Source organism: Streptomyces sp. NPDC037389 (genome assembly GCF_040636475.1).
GTDB classification, from domain to species: Bacteria; Actinomycetota; Actinomycetes; order Streptomycetales; family Streptomycetaceae; genus Streptomyces; species Streptomyces hesseae.
Genome location: NZ_JBEZUS010000019.1, coordinates 58,909 through 77,189, shown reverse-complemented (window position 1 = coordinate 77,189; position 18,281 = coordinate 58,909). Strand labels below are relative to the sequence as shown.

Here is an 18,281-nt window from a genome sequence, read left to right as displayed (position 1 = left end):
GCGGCCCGAAAACGGGTCGGCCCCGGGACCGTGTCTCCACGGTCCCGGGGCCGACCCTTCAGGCGTCGATAACGCCGCTTACGCGTCCTTGGAGAGGTTCGGGCCCGCGCCACCGGCGGCGGACTCGACCGGCGGGGTGTCGGGCAGGGCCGACTTCTCCTCGCCGCGGAAGGTGAACTTCTTCTCCTCACCCTCGCCCTCGATGCCGACGACCACGATGTGACCGGGGCGCAGCTCACCGAAGAGGATCTTCTCGGAGAGGATGTCCTCGATCTCGCGCTGGATGGTCCGGCGCAGCGGGCGGGCGCCCAGGATCGGGTCGTAGCCCTTCTTGGCCAGGAGCAGCTTGGCGTCCGCGCTGAGCTCGATGCCCATGTCGCGGTCCTTCAGCCGCTCGTCCACCTTGGCGACCATCAGGTCGACGATCTGGATGATGTCTTCCTCGGACAGCTGGTGGAAGACCACCGTGTCGTCGACACGGTTGAGGAACTCGGGCCGGAAGTGCTGCTTGAGCTCCTCGTTGACCTTGGCCTTCATCCGCTCGTAGCCGGTCTTGACGTCGCCCTGGGCGGCGAAGCCCAGGTTGAAGCCCTTGGAGATGTCCCGGGTGCCGAGGTTCGTCGTCATGATGATGACGGTGTTCTTGAAGTCGACCACTCGGCCCTGGGAGTCGGTCAGGCGACCGTCCTCCAGGATCTGGAGCAGCGAGTTGAAGATGTCCGGGTGGGCCTTCTCGACCTCGTCGAAGAGGACGACGGAGAACGGCTTGCGGCGCACCTTCTCGGTGAGCTGGCCGCCCTCTTCGTAGCCCACGTATCCGGGCGGGGAGCCGAAGAGACGCGAGACGGTGTGCTTCTCGCTGAACTCCGACATGTCGAGGGAGATCAGCGCGTCCTCGTCGCCGAAGAGGAATTCGGCGAGCGTCTTGGACAGCTCGGTCTTACCGACACCGGAGGGGCCGGCGAAGATGAACGATCCGCCGGGGCGCTTCGGGTCCTTGAGGCCCGCGCGGGTGCGCCGGATGGCCTGGGAGAGCGCCTTGATGGCGTCCTTCTGACCGATGACGCGCTTGTGGAGCTCGTCCTCCATGCGCAGCAGACGGGAGGACTCCTCCTCCGTCAGCTTGAAGACCGGGATGCCGGTGGCGGTAGCGAGGACCTCGGCGATCAGCTCGCCGTCGACCTCGGCGACGACGTCCATGTCGCCGGCCTTCCACTCCTTCTCCCGCTTGGCCTTGGCGGCCAGCAGCTGCTTCTCCTTGTCGCGGAGGGAAGCTGCCTTCTCGAAGTCCTGCGAGTCGATCGCGGACTCCTTCTCGCGGCGCACGTCGGCGATCTTCTCGTCGAACTCGCGGAGGTCCGGCGGCGCGGTCATCCGGCGGATGCGCATCCGGGAGCCGGCCTCGTCGATCAGGTCGATGGCCTTGTCCGGCAGGAAGCGGTCCGAGATGTAGCGGTCGGCCAGGGTGGCGGCCTGGACCAGTGCTTCATCGGTGATGGAGACGCGGTGGTGGGCCTCGTAGCGGTCGCGCAGACCCTTGAGGATCTCGATGGTGTGCGGCAGCGACGGCTCGGCGACCTGGATGGGCTGGAAGCGGCGCTCGAGGGCGGCGTCCTTCTCCAGGTGCTTGCGGTACTCGTCCAGCGTGGTGGCACCGATGGTCTGGAGCTCGCCGCGGGCCAGCATCGGCTTGAGGATGCTGGCGGCGTCGATCGCGCCCTCGGCGGCGCCCGCACCGACCAGGGTGTGGAGCTCGTCGATGAACAGGATGATGTCGCCGCGGGTGCGGATCTCCTTGAGGACCTTCTTCAGGCGCTCCTCGAAGTCACCGCGGTAGCGGGAGCCGGCGACCAGGGCGCCGAGGTCGAGGGTGTAGAGGTGCTTGTCCTTGAGGGTCTCGGGCACCTCGCCCTTGACGATGGCCTGGGCCAGGCCCTCGACGACGGCGGTCTTGCCGACACCGGGCTCGCCGATGAGGACCGGGTTGTTCTTGGTGCGGCGGGACAGCACCTGCATGACCCGCTCGATCTCCTTCTCGCGCCCGATGACCGGGTCGAGCTTGGACTCGCGAGCGGCCTGCGTGAGATTGCGGCCGAACTGGTCCAGGACGAGCGAGGTCGAGGGGGTCCCCTCGGCCGGGCCGCCGGCGGTGGCGGCTTCCTTGCCCTGGTAGCCGGAGAGCAGCTGGATGACCTGCTGCCGCACCCGGTTCAGGTCGGCGCCCAGCTTGACCAGGACCTGGGCGGCGACGCCCTCGCCCTCACGGATCAGGCCGAGCAGGATGTGCTCCGTGCCGATGTAGTTGTGGCCGAGTTGGAGGGCCTCGCGGAGCGACAGCTCCAGGACCTTCTTGGCACGGGGGGTGAAGGGGATGTGGCCGGACGGAGCCTGCTGGCCCTGCCCGATGATCTCCTCCACCTGCTGGCGGACCGCCTCGAGCGAAATCCCGAGGCTCTCCAGGGCCTTAGCGGCGACACCCTCACCCTCGTGGATCAGGCCCAGGAGGATGTGCTCGGTGCCGATGTAGTTGTGGTTGAGCATCCGGGCTTCTTCCTGAGCCAGGACGACAACCCGCCGCGCGCGGTCGGTGAACCTCTCGAACATCGTTAATCGCTCCTCAGAGCGGTCAGGCAGTTAGGGGTCGGTCCCCTCCCTGTCCTTCCGCATGCTAGTCCCGCTGGGCGGGACAGCTCATTCCAACTGCCGACACCCGTCCTTGGCCTCCTGCCCCGAACAGCCGACATCTGCTCCAACCTGATGGTGGGAGACGATGTTCCCGCAGGCCAGGCATATACGCCCACCATCAGTACGCCCACGGCGAACGCCCACCTGGGCCGACACGCCCGCCCCCGGTCCGGCCACCACCCCCGGTGGCGCGCTCCGGGGCCCGTCGCACCGCGTCTCCCCTCGGGGAATGTCTTACCCGCAAGCACTGACAGTCCATGCGGCGCACCCCCTGTGCATCCGCTACGGGCGAACACCCCCGCACCACCCGGCGCGCCCATGCGCTCCGCTTGTGTTATACGCGGAGTGTTCAACCGTCCACAGCGCGTAACCTCTGGGGTCTTCCACAGTTGCACCGTTCATGACGGTAGTCCTCCCGCGCCCCTGCCGCCCCTCGGACGAATCGCTCCCGCCGGGAGCGCCGGGTCCGCGGGATCCGGGCACGCGGCGCCGCTGGCGCCAGTGGTACGAGTGCGTGCTCGGCTGGCCGACGGGGCCGACCGCGGGCGGGCGGCCCGTGGAGCTGCTCACCGGGGTCCGGTTCGACGCCCTGGGGATGCCGGCGGACGCCGGTCGAGCGGTGCTCGGGCGGGTTCCCTCGACCGGTCCGGTCGCGCTGGACCGCGGCAGCCGGACGATGTGGTTCCTGACCGCCGCGGGCACCGCCGACGAGCTGCCGGGGCTGCTCGGCTGGCTGGAGTGGGGCGGGGTGGCCCTGGAGCTGACCGCCCTGGGTGCGGGCGGCCGGATCGTCGCTCCGGCTCCTGTCGGTGCCGGAGCCCGCCCGGATCCCGGCGGGGCCGGGGAACGCGCCCGGCGCGGCCGCTCGGGCCGGGCCGGTCGGTGCGGCCCGTACGGCTCCCAGGAGGGCGCCGAGGCCGTCTGGGTGCGACCTCCCGAGCCGGGGTGCGAGGTGGAGCCGACGCTGCCGGTGGTCGGCGTGGACGGCAGCGGTGGCGCCCCCGACCTCGTGCGGCTCGTGGGCGCGGCGGCCACGGAGTGCCATCGGGCCCGACTGCTGCGCGCCGAGGGGGCGCGCAGGGATCAGCCGCCGGGGGATCGCCCGGGAGGACCGGGAGAAGAACCGGACGATCAGGCGTTGGCCTTCTCGTACGCCTCACGGATCTCGGCCGGGACACGGCCGCGGTCGTTGACGTTGTAGCCGTTCTCCTTGGCCCAGGCGCGGATCTTCGCGGTGTCCGGGCTGCCGACGGCGGTGGCGACACGGCCCTTGCCGCGGGCCGCGGAAGCGCGACCGCCGGTGCGACGGGCCGCCTTCACGTAGTCCGCGAGCGCCTCACGCAGCTTGTCCGCGTTGCCGGTCGTGAGGTCGATCTCGTAGGACTTGCCGTCGAGGGCGAACGTCACGGTCTCGTCGGCCTCGCCGCCGTCGAGGTCGTCGACAAGAAGGACCTGAACCTTCTGCGCCACGGGGGATTCCTTTCATCAGCGGAAAAGGATTACGAAGGAATAGCAAACCGCCTTTCCCGGAAAAACACAAACCCTCCGGGAAGGTTCAGCTGGCCTTCCCCGTGGGAACGATGGCTTCCGGGCGTCCTCGATAGGGGCGCGATTCGGACATAGGGACCGCGATCACAGATGCAGAAGCATCCGGCTGTTGCCAAGGGTGTTCGGCTTCACTCGTTCGAGACCCAGGAACTCGGCAACACCCTCGTCATAGGAACGCAGCAGCTCGCTGTAGACATCACCGTCCACCGGCGTCTCCCCGATCTCGACGAAGCCGTGCTTCGCGAAGAAGTCGACTTCGAAGGTGAGGCAGAAAATACGCCGCACCCCGAGCCAGCGCGCGGTCTGGAGCAGCTTGTCCAGTACCTGGTGGCCCACTCCGCCGCCCCGGACATCGGGGTCGACCGCGAGAGTGCGCACCTCCGCGAGGTCTTCCCACATCACGTGGAGAGCACCGCATCCGATGACGGTACCGTCCTCGTCCCGCTCGGCGACCCAGAACTCCTGGATGTCCTCGTAAAGCGTCACCGTCGCTTTGTCGAGCAGGATGCGGTCGCGCACGTAGGCGTTGATGAGCCGGCGGACGGCGGGCACATCGCTGGTGCGGGCCCTGCGGACGGTGACGACTTTAGTTAGAGCGGACATGACCGGACGCTATCGCCCCGGCGCTCCCGGGGTCTCGTCGGGCCCGTCGAGTTGCACGACCCGGATCGCGTCGCGGAGCGCTTCCCGTTGTTCGGCCGACATCATGCCGAAGAAGGCGACGAGAGCGGCGGCGGGGTTGTCGCTGAGGGACCAGGCTTCGTTCATCAGTGCGGCCGAGTAGGCGGCCCGGTTGGAGACCGCCTCATATCGATAGGCGCGGCCTTCGGCTTCCCTGCGGAGCCAGCCCTTCTGATACAGGTTGTCCATTACGGTCATCACGGTCGTGTACGCGATGGACCGTTCCTGCTGAAGGTCTTCCAGGACTTCTCTGACAGTGACCGGCCGGTTCCACTCCCACACGCGCGTCATCACGGCGTCTTCCAGTTCACCCAGGCGTCGAACCACACGCGAATAATAGTGGGAGATGTCGCGAATGCCGGTTTATCGGCGCGGTTCAGCGCGGCAATCCGGGCAGCGAAAAGGGCGTACGTCCCGGGGAATAGCCCCGGACCGTACGCCCCGCGCCCGTTCTGTACGTCCGTACGCGCGGCGTCCTCAGGCCCCGGCGGGCTTCGAGGACTGCTGGGCGGCTTCCACCCGGGCCAGTGCGGCGTCGACGATGGCGTCTTCCTTCGCCTTGTTCGCACCACCCTGACTTTTGACGATCGTCACGACCAGCGCGGTGAAGGCGATCGCCATCACCACGGGCGGGACCAGCGCGGCGACATAGTCCATGGCCGTCGGCTCCTTCTGGATCGGGGTTTCGCGCCGGCTGCGCGACTCGTCCAGATTACGCATCCGCCTTTTCCCCCGGGCCGCCCGGGTGCCGGGCGGCCGGAATGCCGAGAGGGCCGGGCCGGGTCAGGCCGGGCGGGCCGCCGGGAGGCCGGACACGGCTCCCGGCGGTGGGGTGGGTTTACGGCGGGGCGGGAACACCTCGCCGGGAGTCGGGATGGGGCGGCCGGGCTGCGCCGGCTTCGGCTGAGGGGCGGCGGGCGGCGGCGTGGGGGCGGGCTTGCCCGGGGGCGCGGGAGCGGGCTTCTCCGGGGACGCGACCCCGGGCCGGGGATCGGCCTCGTCGGTGTGCGGGGTACGGCCGCCCGGGAGCGCGAGCAGGCGCGTACGCGCCGGGAGGGCGCACGAGGAGTGGGCGCGCCCCGGTTGGGGGCGGGCGCCGGGGACGCCCGGCACGGCGGGGGCGGCCCGGACCGCGGGCCGGGTCCGTACGGCCTGCTCGGCGAGGTGCTCGCAGCGTCGCAGCAGGGCGCGGCGGTGACCGGCCTCGGTGCCGCCCACCGGGAGCGCGCACAGCGAGCGCAGGGCGGCGAGATCCTCGGAGCCGGGCTGATAGCCGTCCGCGAGGGCGTCCCGGAGCAGCCGCGCGTAGCCGGGCGCGGCACCGGGCAGGGCGGCGCGGTAGCGGGCGAGCTCGGCCAGCAGGAAGGCGCGGAGCCGGCCGGCCTCGTGGTCGGCCTCGGTCATGGCTTCGGCGAGCCGGAGGCAGTCCCGGACCTCGGCGTCCCGTACGGGGCCGGGGCGGGTGGGAACGGAATCGGGGCGGAGTGCGATGTCGAGGGCACGGCGCAGCACGCGCAGCTCGTCCGCGCTGAACGCCATGCCGCCGCGGGATCCATAGGGCGTGGGCATGGGCCGACTTTAAGTGCTAAGCGGACAAAATTCGCTTAGCTGGTCATTTTGGGCGTGGCACAAGGGCTGAACGGGGCGAGGGCGGGCGGTCAGTGCTCACGGCGGCGGGCGGCGCCCAGGGCTATGGCGCCGGCGGAGAGCGCGGTCCCGGAGGTGGTGGCGAGCAGCAGGGTCGCGGAGGCCGCGCCGTCGTCCATGGGCCGGTGGCGGGGCATGGGGCCGGGCGCGGCGCCGGTGATCTCGACGACGATCGGCGCGTTGTCGTTGGCGGGATCCGGGTCGGGGGTGTTGCCGGGGCCGGCGATCCGGACCCAGCCCTCCGCGCCCTCGACCTTCTTGTCGATGCGGATCCGGAAGCGCAGCGTCTCGCGCTCGCCGGCGGCGAAGTCGCCGCCGATGGCGCAGAGGTAGTCGCGGGCGGCCGTGTCGTGCGGGGCGCAGCGGTGGCCGGCGTCGCCTCCGGGGGCGATGGTGGTCCCTTCGGGCGCGGTGACCTCGTAGGCCCGGCGGTCGGCGGCGGCCGGGCCGGGGCCGCCGTTGCGCACGCCGACCTCGACGTCGACCGTCTGGCCCACGCGGCCCGCGACCGGGTGGGCGATGGCCTGGTAGTCGGCGGGCGGAGACGGCCGGGGGGCGGCGGCCGCGGTGCCGCCCGTCAGGGCGGCGAGGGTGAGGGCGGCTGCCGCTGCCGCGATCTGACGCGCTGTTCGCTTCGGCTTCACGCGTGTCCGCCCGCCCTTGGTTCCGGTCCGTCTGCGTGCTGTCAGACCGTCAAGGGTGGGGGTTTGGTTGCATGCCCCGGCCCCCCAACCGCATCGCCGCCCCGGCCTTTCAGCCCCGCATCATGTTGCGCTCGTAGACCAGCCGCAGGCCGATGAGTGTCAGCCACGGCTCGTGCTCGTCGATGACGGACGCCTCGCCCAGGACCAGGGGGGCCAGGCCGCCCGTGGCGATGACGGTGACGTCGTCGGGGTCCTCGGCCAGCTCACGGGCCATCCGGCTGACGACGCCGTCCACCTGGCCGGCGAAGCCGTAGAGGATGCCGGACTGCATGGCCTCGACGGTGTTCTTGCCGATGACGCTGCGCGGGCGGGCGATCTCGATCTTGCGGAGCTGGGCGCCGCGGACGCCCAGGGCCTCCGTGGAGATCTCGATGCCGGGGGCGATCACACCGCCGACGTACTCGCCGCGCGCGCTCACCGCGTCGAACGTCGTCGCCGTGCCGAAGTCGACGACGACGCACGGGCCGCCGTAGAGCTCGACGGCGGCGACCGCGTTGATGATGCGGTCCGAGCCGACCTCCTTGGGCTGGTCCATGAGGATCGGCACGCCCGTCTTCACGCCCGGCTCGACCAGGATGGCGGGGACGTCGCCGTAGTAGCGGCGGGTCACCTCGCGCATCTCGTGGAGCACGGAGGGGACGGTCGAGCAGATGCAGATGCCGTCGATGCCGTCGCCCAGCTCGTCGCCCAGCAGCGGATGGCGGCCCATCAGGCCCTGGAGCAGCACCGCCAGTTCGTCCGCGGTGCGGCGCGGGTCGGTGGAGATGCGCCAGTGCTCGACGATGTCCTCGCCGTCGAACAGGCCGAGGACGGTCTGGGTGTTGCCGACATCGATGGTGAGCAGCATCAGGAGGCCTCCTCGTGGAGGTCCAGGCCGATGTCCAGGATCGGGGAGGAGTGGGTCAGCGAGCCGACGGCCAGGTAGTCGACGCCGGTCTCGGCGTAGGCGCGGGCGTTGGCCAGGGTCAGCCGGCCCGAGGACTCCAGCTTGGCGCGGCCGGCGACGAGCGCGACGGCCTCGCGGGTCCGCTCGACGGTGAAGTTGTCGAGCATGACGAGGTCCACGCCCTCGTCGAGGACCGGCGGGATCTGGTCGAGCCGGTCCACCTCGACCTCGATGTCCACGTCCGGGAACTCCTGGCGCACGGCCCGGAACGCCTCCGCGACACCGCCGGCGGCGATCACGTGGTTGTCCTTCACCAGCGCGGCGTCGGACAGCGACATGCGGTGGTTGACGCCGCCGCCGCAGCGGACCGCGTACTTCTCCAGCGCGCGCAGCCCCACGGTGGTCTTGCGGGTGTCGCGGACGGCGGCGCCGGTGCCCTCCAGGGCGTCGGCCCAGGCGCGGGTGGCGGTGGCGATGCCGGAGAGGTGGCAGAGGATGTTGAGCATGCTGCGCTCGGCGGTGAGCAGATCCGCGGTACGGGTGCGGACGGTCAGCAGCTTCTGGCCCTCCTCCACCCGGTCGCCGTCCTCGACGTGCCGCTCGACCTCGAACTCGTCGGTGCAGGCCACGGAGAGGATGGCCTCGGCGATACGCAGACCGGCGACCGTGCCGGCCTCGCGGGCGGTGAAGTCACCGGCGGCGACGGCGTCCTCGGGGACGGTCGCGAAGGTCGTGATGTCCTTGCCGCCGTCGAGGTCCTCCTCGATGGCGAGGTGCGCGAGGTCCTCGACCTGGAGCGGGTCCAGCCCGGCCGCGACCAGCAGCCGTACGAGCTCGGGGTCGAGCCCGCACTCGAAGTCGTCCGCGTCGTACTCCCCACCGGAGCAGCCGCAGGCGTCGCCGCAGCCCCCGGTCGCCTCCGGCTCGGCGGCTTCCCGGCCGGAACGGCCGATCTGGTGCAGGGGGGCGTCGTCGGTGGTGCTCACGCTGTTCTCCTTGGGGGCGGAGGCGGATACGGGCTCTACGGGCGGGAAGGCGGCCGACTCGGTGGTGGAGACCGCGAGGGTGCGATCCGGGCGCAGCGTCACCAGGAGGTGGCGGCGGGAGCGGTCGTCGTCGCGGTCGGGGAAGTCCTCGCGCCAGTGGCAGCCGCGGGTCTCCTCCCGGCGGAGGGCGGCGGCGACCAGGAGCTGGGCGACGAGGAGGAGGTTGGTCGTCTCCCAGGCCTCGGTGCCGGGGACAGGGGATTTGTCGGTGGCTTCCTCGCGGATGCGGGCCAGCCGCGTAGCGGCTTCTTCCAGACTCCGCGCGGAGCGGAGGACGCCCGCGCCCGCCGTCATGACGCGCTGGATCTCGGCTCGTGCCTCGGTGGGGATCAGGAGCGTTTCCGGCTCTCCCGCCGTGGTGGGGGTTTCTCCCGCCCGCTCACCCGTCGCCCCGAACGTCGAATCCGCCGAATCCGTCGAATCCGCGATGTCCGCCGCGATGCGTTCCGCGAAGACCAGGCCCTCCAGGAGGGAGTTGGACGCGAGCCGGTTCGCGCCGTGGACTCCGGTGCAGGCGACCTCGCCGCACGCGTACAGGCCCGGCACGGTCGTCCGGCCGCGCAGGTCCGTCCGTACACCGCCGGAGGCGTAGTGCGCGGCGGGCGAGACGGGGACGAGGTCCGTGACCGGGTCGATGCCGTGTGCCCGGCAGGCTGCCAGGATGGTGGGGAAGCGGCGCGCCCACTTCTCCGGGCCGAAGTGGCGGGCGTCCAGGTACATGTGCTCGGCGCCCGTCTCGCGCATGCGCCGCATGATGCCCTTGGCGACGATGTCGCGCGGGGCGAGCTCGGCCAGCTCGTGCGCGCCGAGCATGAAGCGGTCGCCGTCGGCGTCCACCAGGTGGGCGCCCTCGCCGCGGACGGCCTCCGAGACCAGGGGCTGCTGCCCCTCGGCGTCGGGGCCGAGCCACAGCACGGTCGGGTGGAACTGGACGAACTCCAGGTCGGAGACCTCGGCGCCGACGCGCAGGGCGAGGGCGACGCCGTCGCCGGTGGAGACGGCGGGGTTGGTGGTGGCGGAGAAGACCTGGCCCATGCCGCCGGTGGCCAGGACGACGGCCCGGGCGCGGACGGCGCCGACGCCGTCGTGCTGGCCCTCGCCCATGACGTGGAGGGAGACGCCCGCCGCGTGACCCTCGGCGTCCTTGAGAAGGTCGAGGACGAGGGCGTGCTCGATGGTCTTGATGCCCGCCGTGCGCACGGCGTCGACGAGGGCGCGGGAGATCTCGGCGCCGGTGGCGTCGCCTCCGGCGTGGGCGATGCGGTCGCGGTGGTGGCCGCCCTCACGGGTCAGCAGGATCTCGCCGGTGCCGGCGTCGGTGTCGAAGCGGGCGCCGGTGGCGATGAGGCGGCGCACGGCGTCGGGGCCCTCGGTGACCAGGGTCCGTACGGCCTCCTCCGAGCAGAGGCCCGCGCCGGCGACGAGGGTGTCGTCGAGGTGCTGCTCAGGGGTGTCGCCGTCGCCGAGGGCGGCCGCTATGCCGCCCTGGGCCCAGCGGGTGGAGCCGTCGTCGAGGCGCGCCTTGCTGACGACGGTGACGCTCGCGCCGGCCGCCGCGCAGCGCAGCGCCACGGTCAGGCCGGCCACGCCGGAGCCGACGACCACGACGTCGGCGTCGACGGACCAGCCGGGGCGGGGGGCATGGAGTCGTATGCCGGTCATCGCGCCGCTCCGACGGTGAGGGGGATGTTGTCGATCAGACGGGTGGTGCCCACCTTGGCGGCGACGGCGAGGATGGCCTCGCCGCTGTAGTCGTCGGGGACCTCGGTGAAGTCGGAGGGGTCGACGAGCGCCAGGTAGTCGAGGCGGAGCGGGGGCTCCATGCCCGCCGCGCCGTCCAGGATCGCCCGGGCGGAGCGCCGGACGGGGGCGGCGCCCTCGCCGGCCGAGGCGCCGGCGGCGAGCAGGGCGCGGGAGAGCTCCAGCGCCGTGGCCCGGTCGGCGTCGGAGAGGTAGCGGTTGCGGCTGGAGAGGGCGAGGTTGTCGCCCTCGCGGACCGTGGGCACGCCCACGATCTCCACGGGGAAGTTGAGGTCGCGCACCATGCGGCGGATCAGGGCGAGCTGCTGGGCGTCCTTCTGCCCGAACAGCGCGACGTCCGGCAGGGTGAGATGGAGGAGCTTGCCGACGACGGTGAGGACGCCGTCGAAGTGGCCGGGGCGGCTGGCGCCTTCGAGGCGCTCGCCCATGGGGCCGGCGGTGACCCGGACCTGGGGCTCGCCGCCGGGGTAGACCTCGTCGGCGGACGGGGCGAAGACGAAGTCGGCGTCGGCCTTTCCGGCGATCGCGAGGTCGGCGTCGAGGGTGCGCGGGTAGCGGTCGAGGTCCTCGCCGGCGCCGAACTGGAGCGGGTTGACGAAGACGGTGACGACGACCTGGCCCGCCGGGCCCACCAGCCTGCGCGCCTCGCGGACGAGGGTGGCGTGGCCGTCGTGCAGGGCGCCCATGGTCATGACGACCGCGCGGCGGCCGCCGCGCGGGAGGGAGTGCAGCTCCGCTGCGGTACGGATGAGCTGGGCGGTCACTGGTTGCCTCCGTCCGCGAGGACGCCGAGCAGGTCCTCCGCGAGTTCCGGCTTGAGCAGGCCGTGCGCGAGGGCGCGGTCCGCGGTGGTGCGGGCCATCGCCAGATATCCGGCGACGGCCCCGGGAGCGTGGGCGCGCAGCTCTGCGACGTGAGCCGCGACCGTGCCGGCGTCGCCGCGGGCGACCGGGCCGGTGAGGGCGGCGTCGCCGCTGCGCAGGGCGTTGTCCAGGGCGGCGCCCAGGAGCGGGCCGAGCATCCGGGCGGGGTGCTCGACCCCGGCGGTGCGCAGCAGGTCCATGCTCTGGGCGACGAGGGTGACGAGGTGGTTGGCGCCGATGGCGAGGGCCGCGTGGTAGAGCGGGCGGGCACTCTCCTCGATCCACTCGGGCTCGCCGCCCATCTCGATGACCAGCGCCTCGGCGGCCAGCCGCAGCTCCTGGGGGGCGGTGACGCCGAAGGAGCAGCCGGCCAGGCGCTGGACGTCCACCGGGGTGCCGGTGAAGGTCATCGCGGGGTGGAGGGCCAGCGGCAGGGCGCCGACGCGGGTCGCCGGGTCGAGGACGGCGGTGCCGTGCCGGCCGGAGGTGTGCACGAGGAGCTGGCCGGGGCGGACGGCGCCGGTCTCGGCGAGCCCGGCGACCAGGCCCGGCAGGGCGTCGTCGGGCACGGTCAGCAGGACCAGCTCGGCGTGGGCGAGCACATCGGCGGGCGCCATGACGGGCACGTCCGGCAGCATGGCCGCGGCGCGGCGCAGCGAGGCGTCGGAGACGCCCGACACGGCGACGGGACGGTGCCCGGCGAGCTGGAGGGACGCGGCCAGGGCGGGGCCGACACGACCGGCGCCGACCACGCCGACGGTGAGCCTGGCGGGGCGGTCCCGGGGGCTCGTGTGCTCGGAGGGGAGGTGTGCGTTCACGCGGCGGGATGCCTTCCGTTCCAGTCCGCGGGGGTACCGGACGATTCCTTTGTCATGCTACGCGAGGCGCGCGGGGCGGTCCCGGGCCGTCCCCAGCCCTGTGGACAACGTCGGGCATGTGGATAACTCGGCCGCACGTTCGAGTGGTCGGCGGGAGGAGGGCCTCCGATCGCCGATGGCCGGGTCTAGCTTGAAAACCTCAGGCAGAGGAGGCATGCCATGACCGCACTGGATGAACGGCCGCACGCCGATGAGCAGATGCTGACCGCGCAGTTCGAGGCCCTCGCCCAGGCGGCCATACGCGAGGCGGAGGGGCTGCGCCTGGAGTTCATCGACGGAAAAATGGGGGTCAAGGCCGTGCCCGATGGGCTCCACGAGACGATCACGATGTGGCTTGTCCGGCAGTGCCTCCAGCACCGTCCGGACATGGATCTTCACACGGGCCAAGGCCTCAAGATCGAGACCTGCCGCAAGGGTCGCGCCCGCCCCGACGGGACGCTCGCCCCCACGGGGCATTTCGTCCGGGCCGGGGAGTGGGCCGAGCCGGACGGCGTGCTGATGACCGTCGAGGTCACGTCGCACGACTACGACACCAATAGGCGCGACCGCGTCGAGAAGCCGCGCGCCTACGCCGAGAGCGGCATCCCCGTGTACCTCCTCCTCGACCGGGATGCCGACGAGGTCACCGTGTACAGCGAACCCGTGGAGGGCGCCTACCAGGAGCGGCACACGGCGGCCTTCGGCAAGAGCATCGAGCTGCCCGGGCCGGTCGGGTTCACTCTCGACACCGAGCCCCTGAAGGCATGGAGCGCCGCACGGGAGAGCGACGGGTAGGTCACCGTCGCCGCGTCAGCGCTCGCACGGACTCCCGCAGCCGTTCGCGACGCGGTAGGGGCGCTCTTGGAGCGGCTGGACGGGGGCACTCTGGGCGGCTGACGGCCGTACGGGCGCCGGGGCGGCGGCCGCGTGCCGTACGGGGCGGGCGGGGCGGAGGGCCGTCGTCCAGCGGGTCCACCGGGCCCGGCGGGTGGCGACGTGCTCGTCTACGACGGCCAGGAAGGCCCGCCAGGTGCGGAGTTCCCGGACTGCCTGGCGGTCGCCGGTGCCCGGCGCGGGCGGCGGGGCCTCGCCCAGCTGGGAGGTGCGGTACAGGTCGAGCAGGTATTGCTGGTTCGCGCTCATGTCCTCCACCGTGCGGCCCGGTCCACCCGTTCGGCGCGTGAATTGACGAGGACCGTCAATCGGCGGCCCGACCTGCGAAAAGGAAGGCACGATGACCCCATGAGCGTGACGATCGACATCGCGGGCCTGCCGCCCGAGCGGCTGGTCTTCCGGGCCTCCCCGCTGGCCGAGCTGTGCACCGCCCTCCACGCCCTGGCCGAGCCCGGGCACCACCCCGGGCTGCACGGCTGGACCACCGCGACGAACGCGGCGCTCAAGCCGGATCTCGCCGACCGGCTGTGCGAGGCGGACTTCCTGTGGAGCTCGACCTTCTCCGACATCTCGCACGCCTTCGCCGCCCTCCCGGAGACGCACGGCCAGCCCGGCGCCACCCTCGCCGAGGACCTGGACATGATGGACCGGCTGGACGACGAGCTGTTCGTCGACGCCGCCCTGGAGATCTCCTGCTCCAGCAAATACACCCTGCGCGGCCCGTCGCCTCTGGTGAACGCGGAGATCCGGGAGCAGGCCCTGGAGCGCGCCACCGCACGCGGCCCCCGCCAGCTGGCGTTCGCCAAGCGGCTGCTCCAGGACCCCCCGGAGGTCCGGGCCTGGCTGCGGCGGCTGTTCGAGGACAGCGCGGAGGCGTTCTTCAACGACGTCTGGCAGCGGGTACGCGTCCAGCTCGCCAACGACGCCCGCCACAAGACGGAGATCCTGCGGCACAAGGGCCTCGCCGAGGCCCTCGCCGAGGTCTCGCCCGCCGTGAAGCTCTCCCCCGACGGCTCCCGGATCGTCGTCGACAAGCTCACCAGCGGCCATACGACCGCGGTCGACCCGGCCGTCGGCCCGGGCGTCACCTTCGTCCCGTCGTCCCTCGGCTGGCCCCATCTGTGGGTGCTCCACGCCCCCGGCTGGCGGCCGACGATCCACTACCCGGTGGCCGCCCCCGAACTGCCCGGGCCGCAGTCCCTCGACCTGCTCACCCTCCGCCTGGAAGCGCTGGCGCACCCGATGCGGATCAGGATGTGCCGCTATCTGGCGCGGGCCGCGTTCACCACGGGCGAGCTGGCGGCCGCGCACGACATCAGCCCGCCGGAGGTGTCACGGCACATAGCGGTGCTGAAGAAGGCCGGACTGATCACGACACGGCGGCGCGGCCGCTATGTGCTCCACCAGCTGGACCTGACGGTGGTCGCCCGGCTGGGGAGCGATTTCCTGGAGGGCGTGCTGCGCTGAGCAGTCCGGGCAGAGCAGTCCGGGCACCCGCGTGCCGGTGGGGGCTTGTCGCGCCCACGCGGCGGTAGCCGCATACCGACACAGCCCCGCGCCCCTTGCGGGGCCCTCAGTGCGCGGCTCCCCCGCCGCCCGCCCGGACCAGGCCCGTCTCGTATGCCATCACCACCACCTGCACCCGGTCCCGCAGGCCCAGCTTGGTGAGGATGCGGCCCACGTGCGTCTTCACCGTCGCCTCCGACAGCACCAGCCGCGCCGCGATCTCGCCGTTGGACAGGCCCTGCGCCACCAGCAGCATCACCTCGCGCTCCCGGTCCGTGAGCCGGCTCAGCTCCGCGGTGGTGGGCTCGGGGCCCGCGCTCGGCAGCATCGGGGTGAAGCGGTCCAGCAGCCGGCGGGTGGTGCTGGGCGCGACCACCGCGTCACCGCTGTGCACCGCCCGGATCGCGCCCAGCAGCTCGGCGGGCGGCACGTCCTTGAGCATGAAGCCGCTCGCGCCGGCCTTCAGCGCGGAGAAGGCGTACTCGTCGAGGTCGAAGGTGGTGAGGATCAGCACCTTCGGCGGGTTCTCCCCCAGACAGATCCGGCGGGTGGCCTCCACACCGTCCATGTGCGGCATGCGGACGTCCATCAGGATGACGTCCACCTCGGTGCCCTCCAGCGCCTTCAGCGCCTCCACACCGTCCCCGGCCTCGGCGACGACCTCCATATCCGGCTGGGCCGCCAGCACCATGCGGAAACCGGTACGAAGAAGCACCTGGTCGTCTACGAGGAGGACGCGGATCGACATGCGGGGTCCCTTTCTGAGGCGTACTACGAATCAAACCTGATGGCCTGGTGGCCTGACGGCCTGGTGGCCTGGTGGTTTCAGCGGCCGGACCTGGCAGGGAGCAGCACGCTGATCCGGAAGCCGCCGCCCTGCCGCGGCCCCGCGTCCAGGGTGCCGCCCACCATGCCGACACGCTCGCGCATACCGATCAGACCGTGTCCCATGCCGTCGGCGCCACCGTCCTCGTACAGCTCGTGCTGCGCGCCCCGGCCGTCGTCCTCGACCAGCAGCCCCAGGCCGTCGTCGAAATACGTCAGCCGGACGCTCGCGCCGACGTCCGGGCCGCCGTGCTTCCGGGTGTTGGTCAGCGCCTCCTGGACGATCCGGTAGGCCGTCAGCTCCACACCGCTCGGCAGCGGCCGCGGCGCGCCCTCGACGGTGAAGTCCACCGGCAGCCCGGCGCCCCGCACCTGCTCGACGAGCTCGCCGATCTGCTCCACGTCCGGCTGCGGCACATACGTCTCACCGCTCTCCCCGCCTTCCTCGGTGCGCAGCACGCCCAGCAGGCGGCGCATCTCGGTGAGGGCCTTGCGGCCGGTGCTGGAGATCGTCTCCAGTGCCTGCTTGGCCTGGTCCGGCGAGGCGTCCAGGACGTAGGCGGCGCCGTCGGCCTGCACCACCATCACCGACACGTTGTGCGCGACGACGTCGTGGAGTTCGCGGGCGATGCGCGCCCGCTCGGCGGTCACCGCCATCTTCGCCTGCTGCTCGCGCTCCTTCTCCAGGCGCGTGGCGCGCTCCTCCAGCTGCGCCCAGTACGCGCGGCGGGTGCGCATCGAGTCGCCGAGGACCCAGGCGAGGACGAACGGGACGCTGACGAACACCGCCCCCAGGAGGGTGCTGCCCAGCTCGCTGTGCGGCGTGGGCCAGCGGACGGCGGCGATCGGGGACGCCAGGACCCCGCCGACCAGCGCGAACCGCGACGCCCAGCGCGTATTGCCGGACGACACGGTGTAGATGATCACCAGCATCGCGAAGTCCGAGACGTCCGGCGAGACGTCGAAGGCGACCTGGGCCACCCCCGTAGCGGCCGCCAGCAGCAGCATCTTCTCCGGCCAGCGGCGGCGCAGCGCGATCACCGTGCTGAGCGCCAGGGCCACGACGATCTTGAGGGCCGTCCCGCCCCGCGTACTCCCCTCGGCGCTGGACAGCACGCTGAGCCCCAGCAGCAGGAGGGCCCAGAAGGTGTCCACACCGGTGGGGTGTCTGCGGAGGAAGTCGTAGAGGCGCTGCACGTCACCCAGCGTAGGCACGCCGAGTCGCCGCACGGGTCAGCCCGGCGATCGATCCGGTCGGTTTCCGTCTACTCCCCAAGGTGGAGGGCGAGTGTCCGGTAGGCCCGCTTAACGTGTGCGTATGGGAAGCGGAGCGAATGTGTCGAGCGGTGCGAGGACCTGGCGGGAGGCGACCGAGACGGCCCTCTACGGCCCCGAGGGCTTCTACCGGAGCCCCGAGGGCCCTGCGGGTCACTTCCGTACGTCCGTCCATGCCTCCCCCCTGTACGCCGGGGCCGTCGTGGAGCTGCTGTGCCGCGTCGACGCGGCCCTGGGGCACCCGGCGGAGCTGGCGTTCGCCGACGTCGGGGCGGGACGCGGCGAGCTGGTGGCCGGGGTGCTCGCCCGGTGCCCCGCGGAGCTCGCCGGCAGGCTGCGCCCGTACGCCGTGGAGCTCGCCGACCGCCCGGAGGACCTCGACCCCCGGGTGAGCTGGCGGGACACCTTGCCCGAAGGGCTCACCGGGCTGCTCTTCGCCAACGAGTGGCTCGACAACGTGCCGGTGGACGTCGCCGAGACGGACGGCGAGGGCACCCCCCGCCAGGTGCTCGTCCGCGACGACGGCGAGGAACTGCTCGGCGACCCGGTCTCCGGCGAGGACGCCGACTGGCTCAAGCGCTGGTGGCCCCTGGAGGGCGCGCCGCCCGGCTCCCGCGCCGAGATCGGCCACCCGCGCGACGCCGCCTGGCGGCAGGCGACCGGCACGCTGCGGTCCGGGCTGGCAGTGGCCGTCGACTACGCGCACGGACGCGCCTCCCGCCCGCCCTACGGCACCCTGACCGGCTTCCGCGAGGGACGCGAGGTGCGGCCCGTGCCGGATGGCTCCTGCGACATCACCGCGCACGTCGCGCTGGACGCGGCCGCGCTGCCGGGCGGCTCGGTCGTCAGCCAGCGCGAGGCGCTGCGGGCCCTGGGCGTCGACGGCGCCCGTCCGCCGCTCTCGCTCGCCTCGACCGACCCGGCCGCCTACGTACGGGCCCTCGGCGCGGCCGGCGAGGCGGCGGAGCTGACCGCACCGGCGGGCCTGGGCGGCTTCGGCTGGCTGCTCCAGCCGGTGGAGCTCCCGCCGGAGGCGCTGGGAATCGGCCCGTCGGGCGGCTCCTCCGGTGTTTGGGAAAGCGGCTCCTCCGGTGTTTGAGAAA

Annotated in this window: 18 protein-coding genes and 1 pseudogene; 4 read left to right on the top strand and 15 right to left on the bottom strand. The window is 72.3% G+C overall.

Translation table 11 applies throughout. The annotated features are described in order from the left end of the window. Positions 1–78: 78 nt before the first annotated feature. Positions 79–2,604 (bottom strand): ATP-dependent Clp protease ATP-binding subunit, encoded by a 2,526-nt coding sequence (locus AB0E98_RS30530; RefSeq protein ID WP_361708903.1) that lies wholly within the window; start codon positions 2,602–2,604, stop codon positions 79–81. Positions 2,605–3,085: 481 nt separating this feature from the next. Here AB0E98_RS30530 and AB0E98_RS30525 point away from each other — a divergent pair, with 481 nt between their 5' ends. Next, on the top strand, positions 3,086–3,886 hold the full coding sequence (locus AB0E98_RS30525; RefSeq protein WP_361708901.1) for an SCO3374 family protein: 801 nt from the start codon (positions 3,086–3,088) through the stop codon (positions 3,884–3,886). Here AB0E98_RS30525 and AB0E98_RS30520 read toward each other — a convergent pair. From AB0E98_RS30520 to AB0E98_RS30470, 11 genes and pseudogenes are all read right to left on the bottom strand, one after another. Beyond that, positions 3,817–4,155 carry an Lsr2 family protein gene (locus AB0E98_RS30520; RefSeq protein WP_361708898.1) on the bottom strand — a complete coding sequence of 113 codons (339 nt, stop codon included), beginning with the start codon at positions 4,153–4,155 and terminating at the stop codon, positions 3,817–3,819. The genes AB0E98_RS30525 and AB0E98_RS30520 overlap by 70 nt on opposite strands. Positions 4,156–4,317: 162 nt before the next feature. After that, a complete protein-coding gene (locus AB0E98_RS30515) occupies positions 4,318–4,836 on the bottom strand; it encodes an amino-acid N-acetyltransferase (protein ID WP_071962335.1) in 519 nt (172 codons plus the stop codon). A gap of 9 nt (positions 4,837–4,845) precedes the next feature. Beyond that, entirely contained in the window at positions 4,846–5,241 is a 396-nt protein-coding gene (locus AB0E98_RS30510; protein WP_126915359.1) for a BlaI/MecI/CopY family transcriptional regulator, read from the bottom strand. Between the two features lie 150 nt (positions 5,242–5,391). Then, positions 5,392–5,571 carry a hypothetical protein gene (locus tag AB0E98_RS30505; RefSeq protein WP_361708961.1) on the bottom strand — a complete coding sequence of 60 codons (180 nt, stop codon included), beginning with the start codon at positions 5,569–5,571 and terminating at the stop codon, positions 5,392–5,394. Between the two features lie 126 nt (positions 5,572–5,697). Next, on the bottom strand, positions 5,698–6,483 hold the full coding sequence (locus AB0E98_RS30500) for a hypothetical protein (protein ID WP_361708895.1): 786 nt from the start codon (positions 6,481–6,483) through the stop codon (positions 5,698–5,700). Positions 6,484–6,572: 89 nt separating this feature from the next. Further along, positions 6,573–7,205, bottom strand: coding sequence for a hypothetical protein (locus tag AB0E98_RS30495; protein ID WP_361708892.1), 633 nt, complete (start codon positions 7,203–7,205; stop codon positions 6,573–6,575). A 109-nt stretch (positions 7,206–7,314) separates the two neighbouring features. Beyond that, complete coding sequence (locus tag AB0E98_RS30490; RefSeq protein ID WP_361708891.1) at positions 7,315–8,112, bottom strand: type III pantothenate kinase; 798 nt, start codon at positions 8,110–8,112, stop codon at positions 7,315–7,317. Further along, positions 8,112–9,137, bottom strand: a complete 1,026-nt coding sequence (gene nadC / locus AB0E98_RS30485) for a carboxylating nicotinate-nucleotide diphosphorylase (RefSeq protein ID WP_361708959.1) — start codon at positions 9,135–9,137, stop codon at positions 8,112–8,114. Before nadC ends, AB0E98_RS30490 begins: the two co-directional genes overlap by 1 nt. A 39-nt stretch (positions 9,138–9,176) precedes the next feature. Further along, positions 9,177–10,859: pseudogene (locus AB0E98_RS30480) on the bottom strand (L-aspartate oxidase); the annotation flags it as partial. Then, positions 10,856–11,722 carry a pantoate--beta-alanine ligase gene (panC, locus tag AB0E98_RS30475; RefSeq protein WP_361708889.1) on the bottom strand — a complete coding sequence of 289 codons (867 nt, stop codon included), beginning with the start codon at positions 11,720–11,722 and terminating at the stop codon, positions 10,856–10,858. The gene panC and the pseudogene AB0E98_RS30480, both read right to left, overlap by 4 nt. After that, positions 11,719–12,639, bottom strand: coding sequence for a DUF2520 domain-containing protein (locus tag AB0E98_RS30470; RefSeq protein WP_361708887.1), 921 nt, complete (start codon positions 12,637–12,639; stop codon positions 11,719–11,721). The genes panC and AB0E98_RS30470 overlap by 4 nt, the downstream gene beginning before the upstream one ends. Positions 12,640–12,858: 219 nt before the next feature. Between AB0E98_RS30470 and AB0E98_RS30465 the strand changes: the two genes are divergently transcribed. Continuing rightward, a complete protein-coding gene (locus tag AB0E98_RS30465) occupies positions 12,859–13,473 on the top strand; it encodes a Uma2 family endonuclease (RefSeq protein WP_361708885.1) in 615 nt (204 codons plus the stop codon). 15 nt (positions 13,474–13,488) lie between these two features. Here the strand turns inward: AB0E98_RS30465 and AB0E98_RS30460 are convergent, their stop codons facing one another. After that, complete coding sequence (locus AB0E98_RS30460; RefSeq protein WP_361708882.1) at positions 13,489–13,821, bottom strand: hypothetical protein; 333 nt, start codon at positions 13,819–13,821, stop codon at positions 13,489–13,491. A gap of 99 nt (positions 13,822–13,920) precedes the next feature. On the opposite strand from AB0E98_RS30460, the gene AB0E98_RS30455 reads away from it, so the two are divergent. Next, entirely contained in the window at positions 13,921–15,039 is a 1,119-nt protein-coding gene (locus AB0E98_RS30455; RefSeq protein WP_361708880.1) for a DUF5937 family protein, read from the top strand. A 106-nt stretch (positions 15,040–15,145) separates the two neighbouring features. Here AB0E98_RS30455 and AB0E98_RS30450 read toward each other — a convergent pair whose 3' ends face one another. Further along, entirely contained in the window at positions 15,146–15,826 is a 681-nt protein-coding gene (locus AB0E98_RS30450; protein WP_361708877.1) for a response regulator transcription factor, read from the bottom strand. Positions 15,827–15,903: 77 nt separating this feature from the next. Then, complete coding sequence (locus AB0E98_RS30445; RefSeq protein WP_361708875.1) at positions 15,904–17,100, bottom strand: sensor histidine kinase; 1,197 nt, start codon at positions 17,098–17,100, stop codon at positions 15,904–15,906. Positions 17,101–17,221: 121 nt separating this feature from the next. Here AB0E98_RS30445 and AB0E98_RS30440 point away from each other — a divergent pair, with 121 nt between their 5' ends. Continuing rightward, positions 17,222–18,277 carry an SAM-dependent methyltransferase gene (locus AB0E98_RS30440; RefSeq protein WP_361708872.1) on the top strand — a complete coding sequence of 352 codons (1,056 nt, stop codon included), beginning with the start codon at positions 17,222–17,224 and terminating at the stop codon, positions 18,275–18,277. Positions 18,278–18,281: the final 4 nt, after the last annotated feature.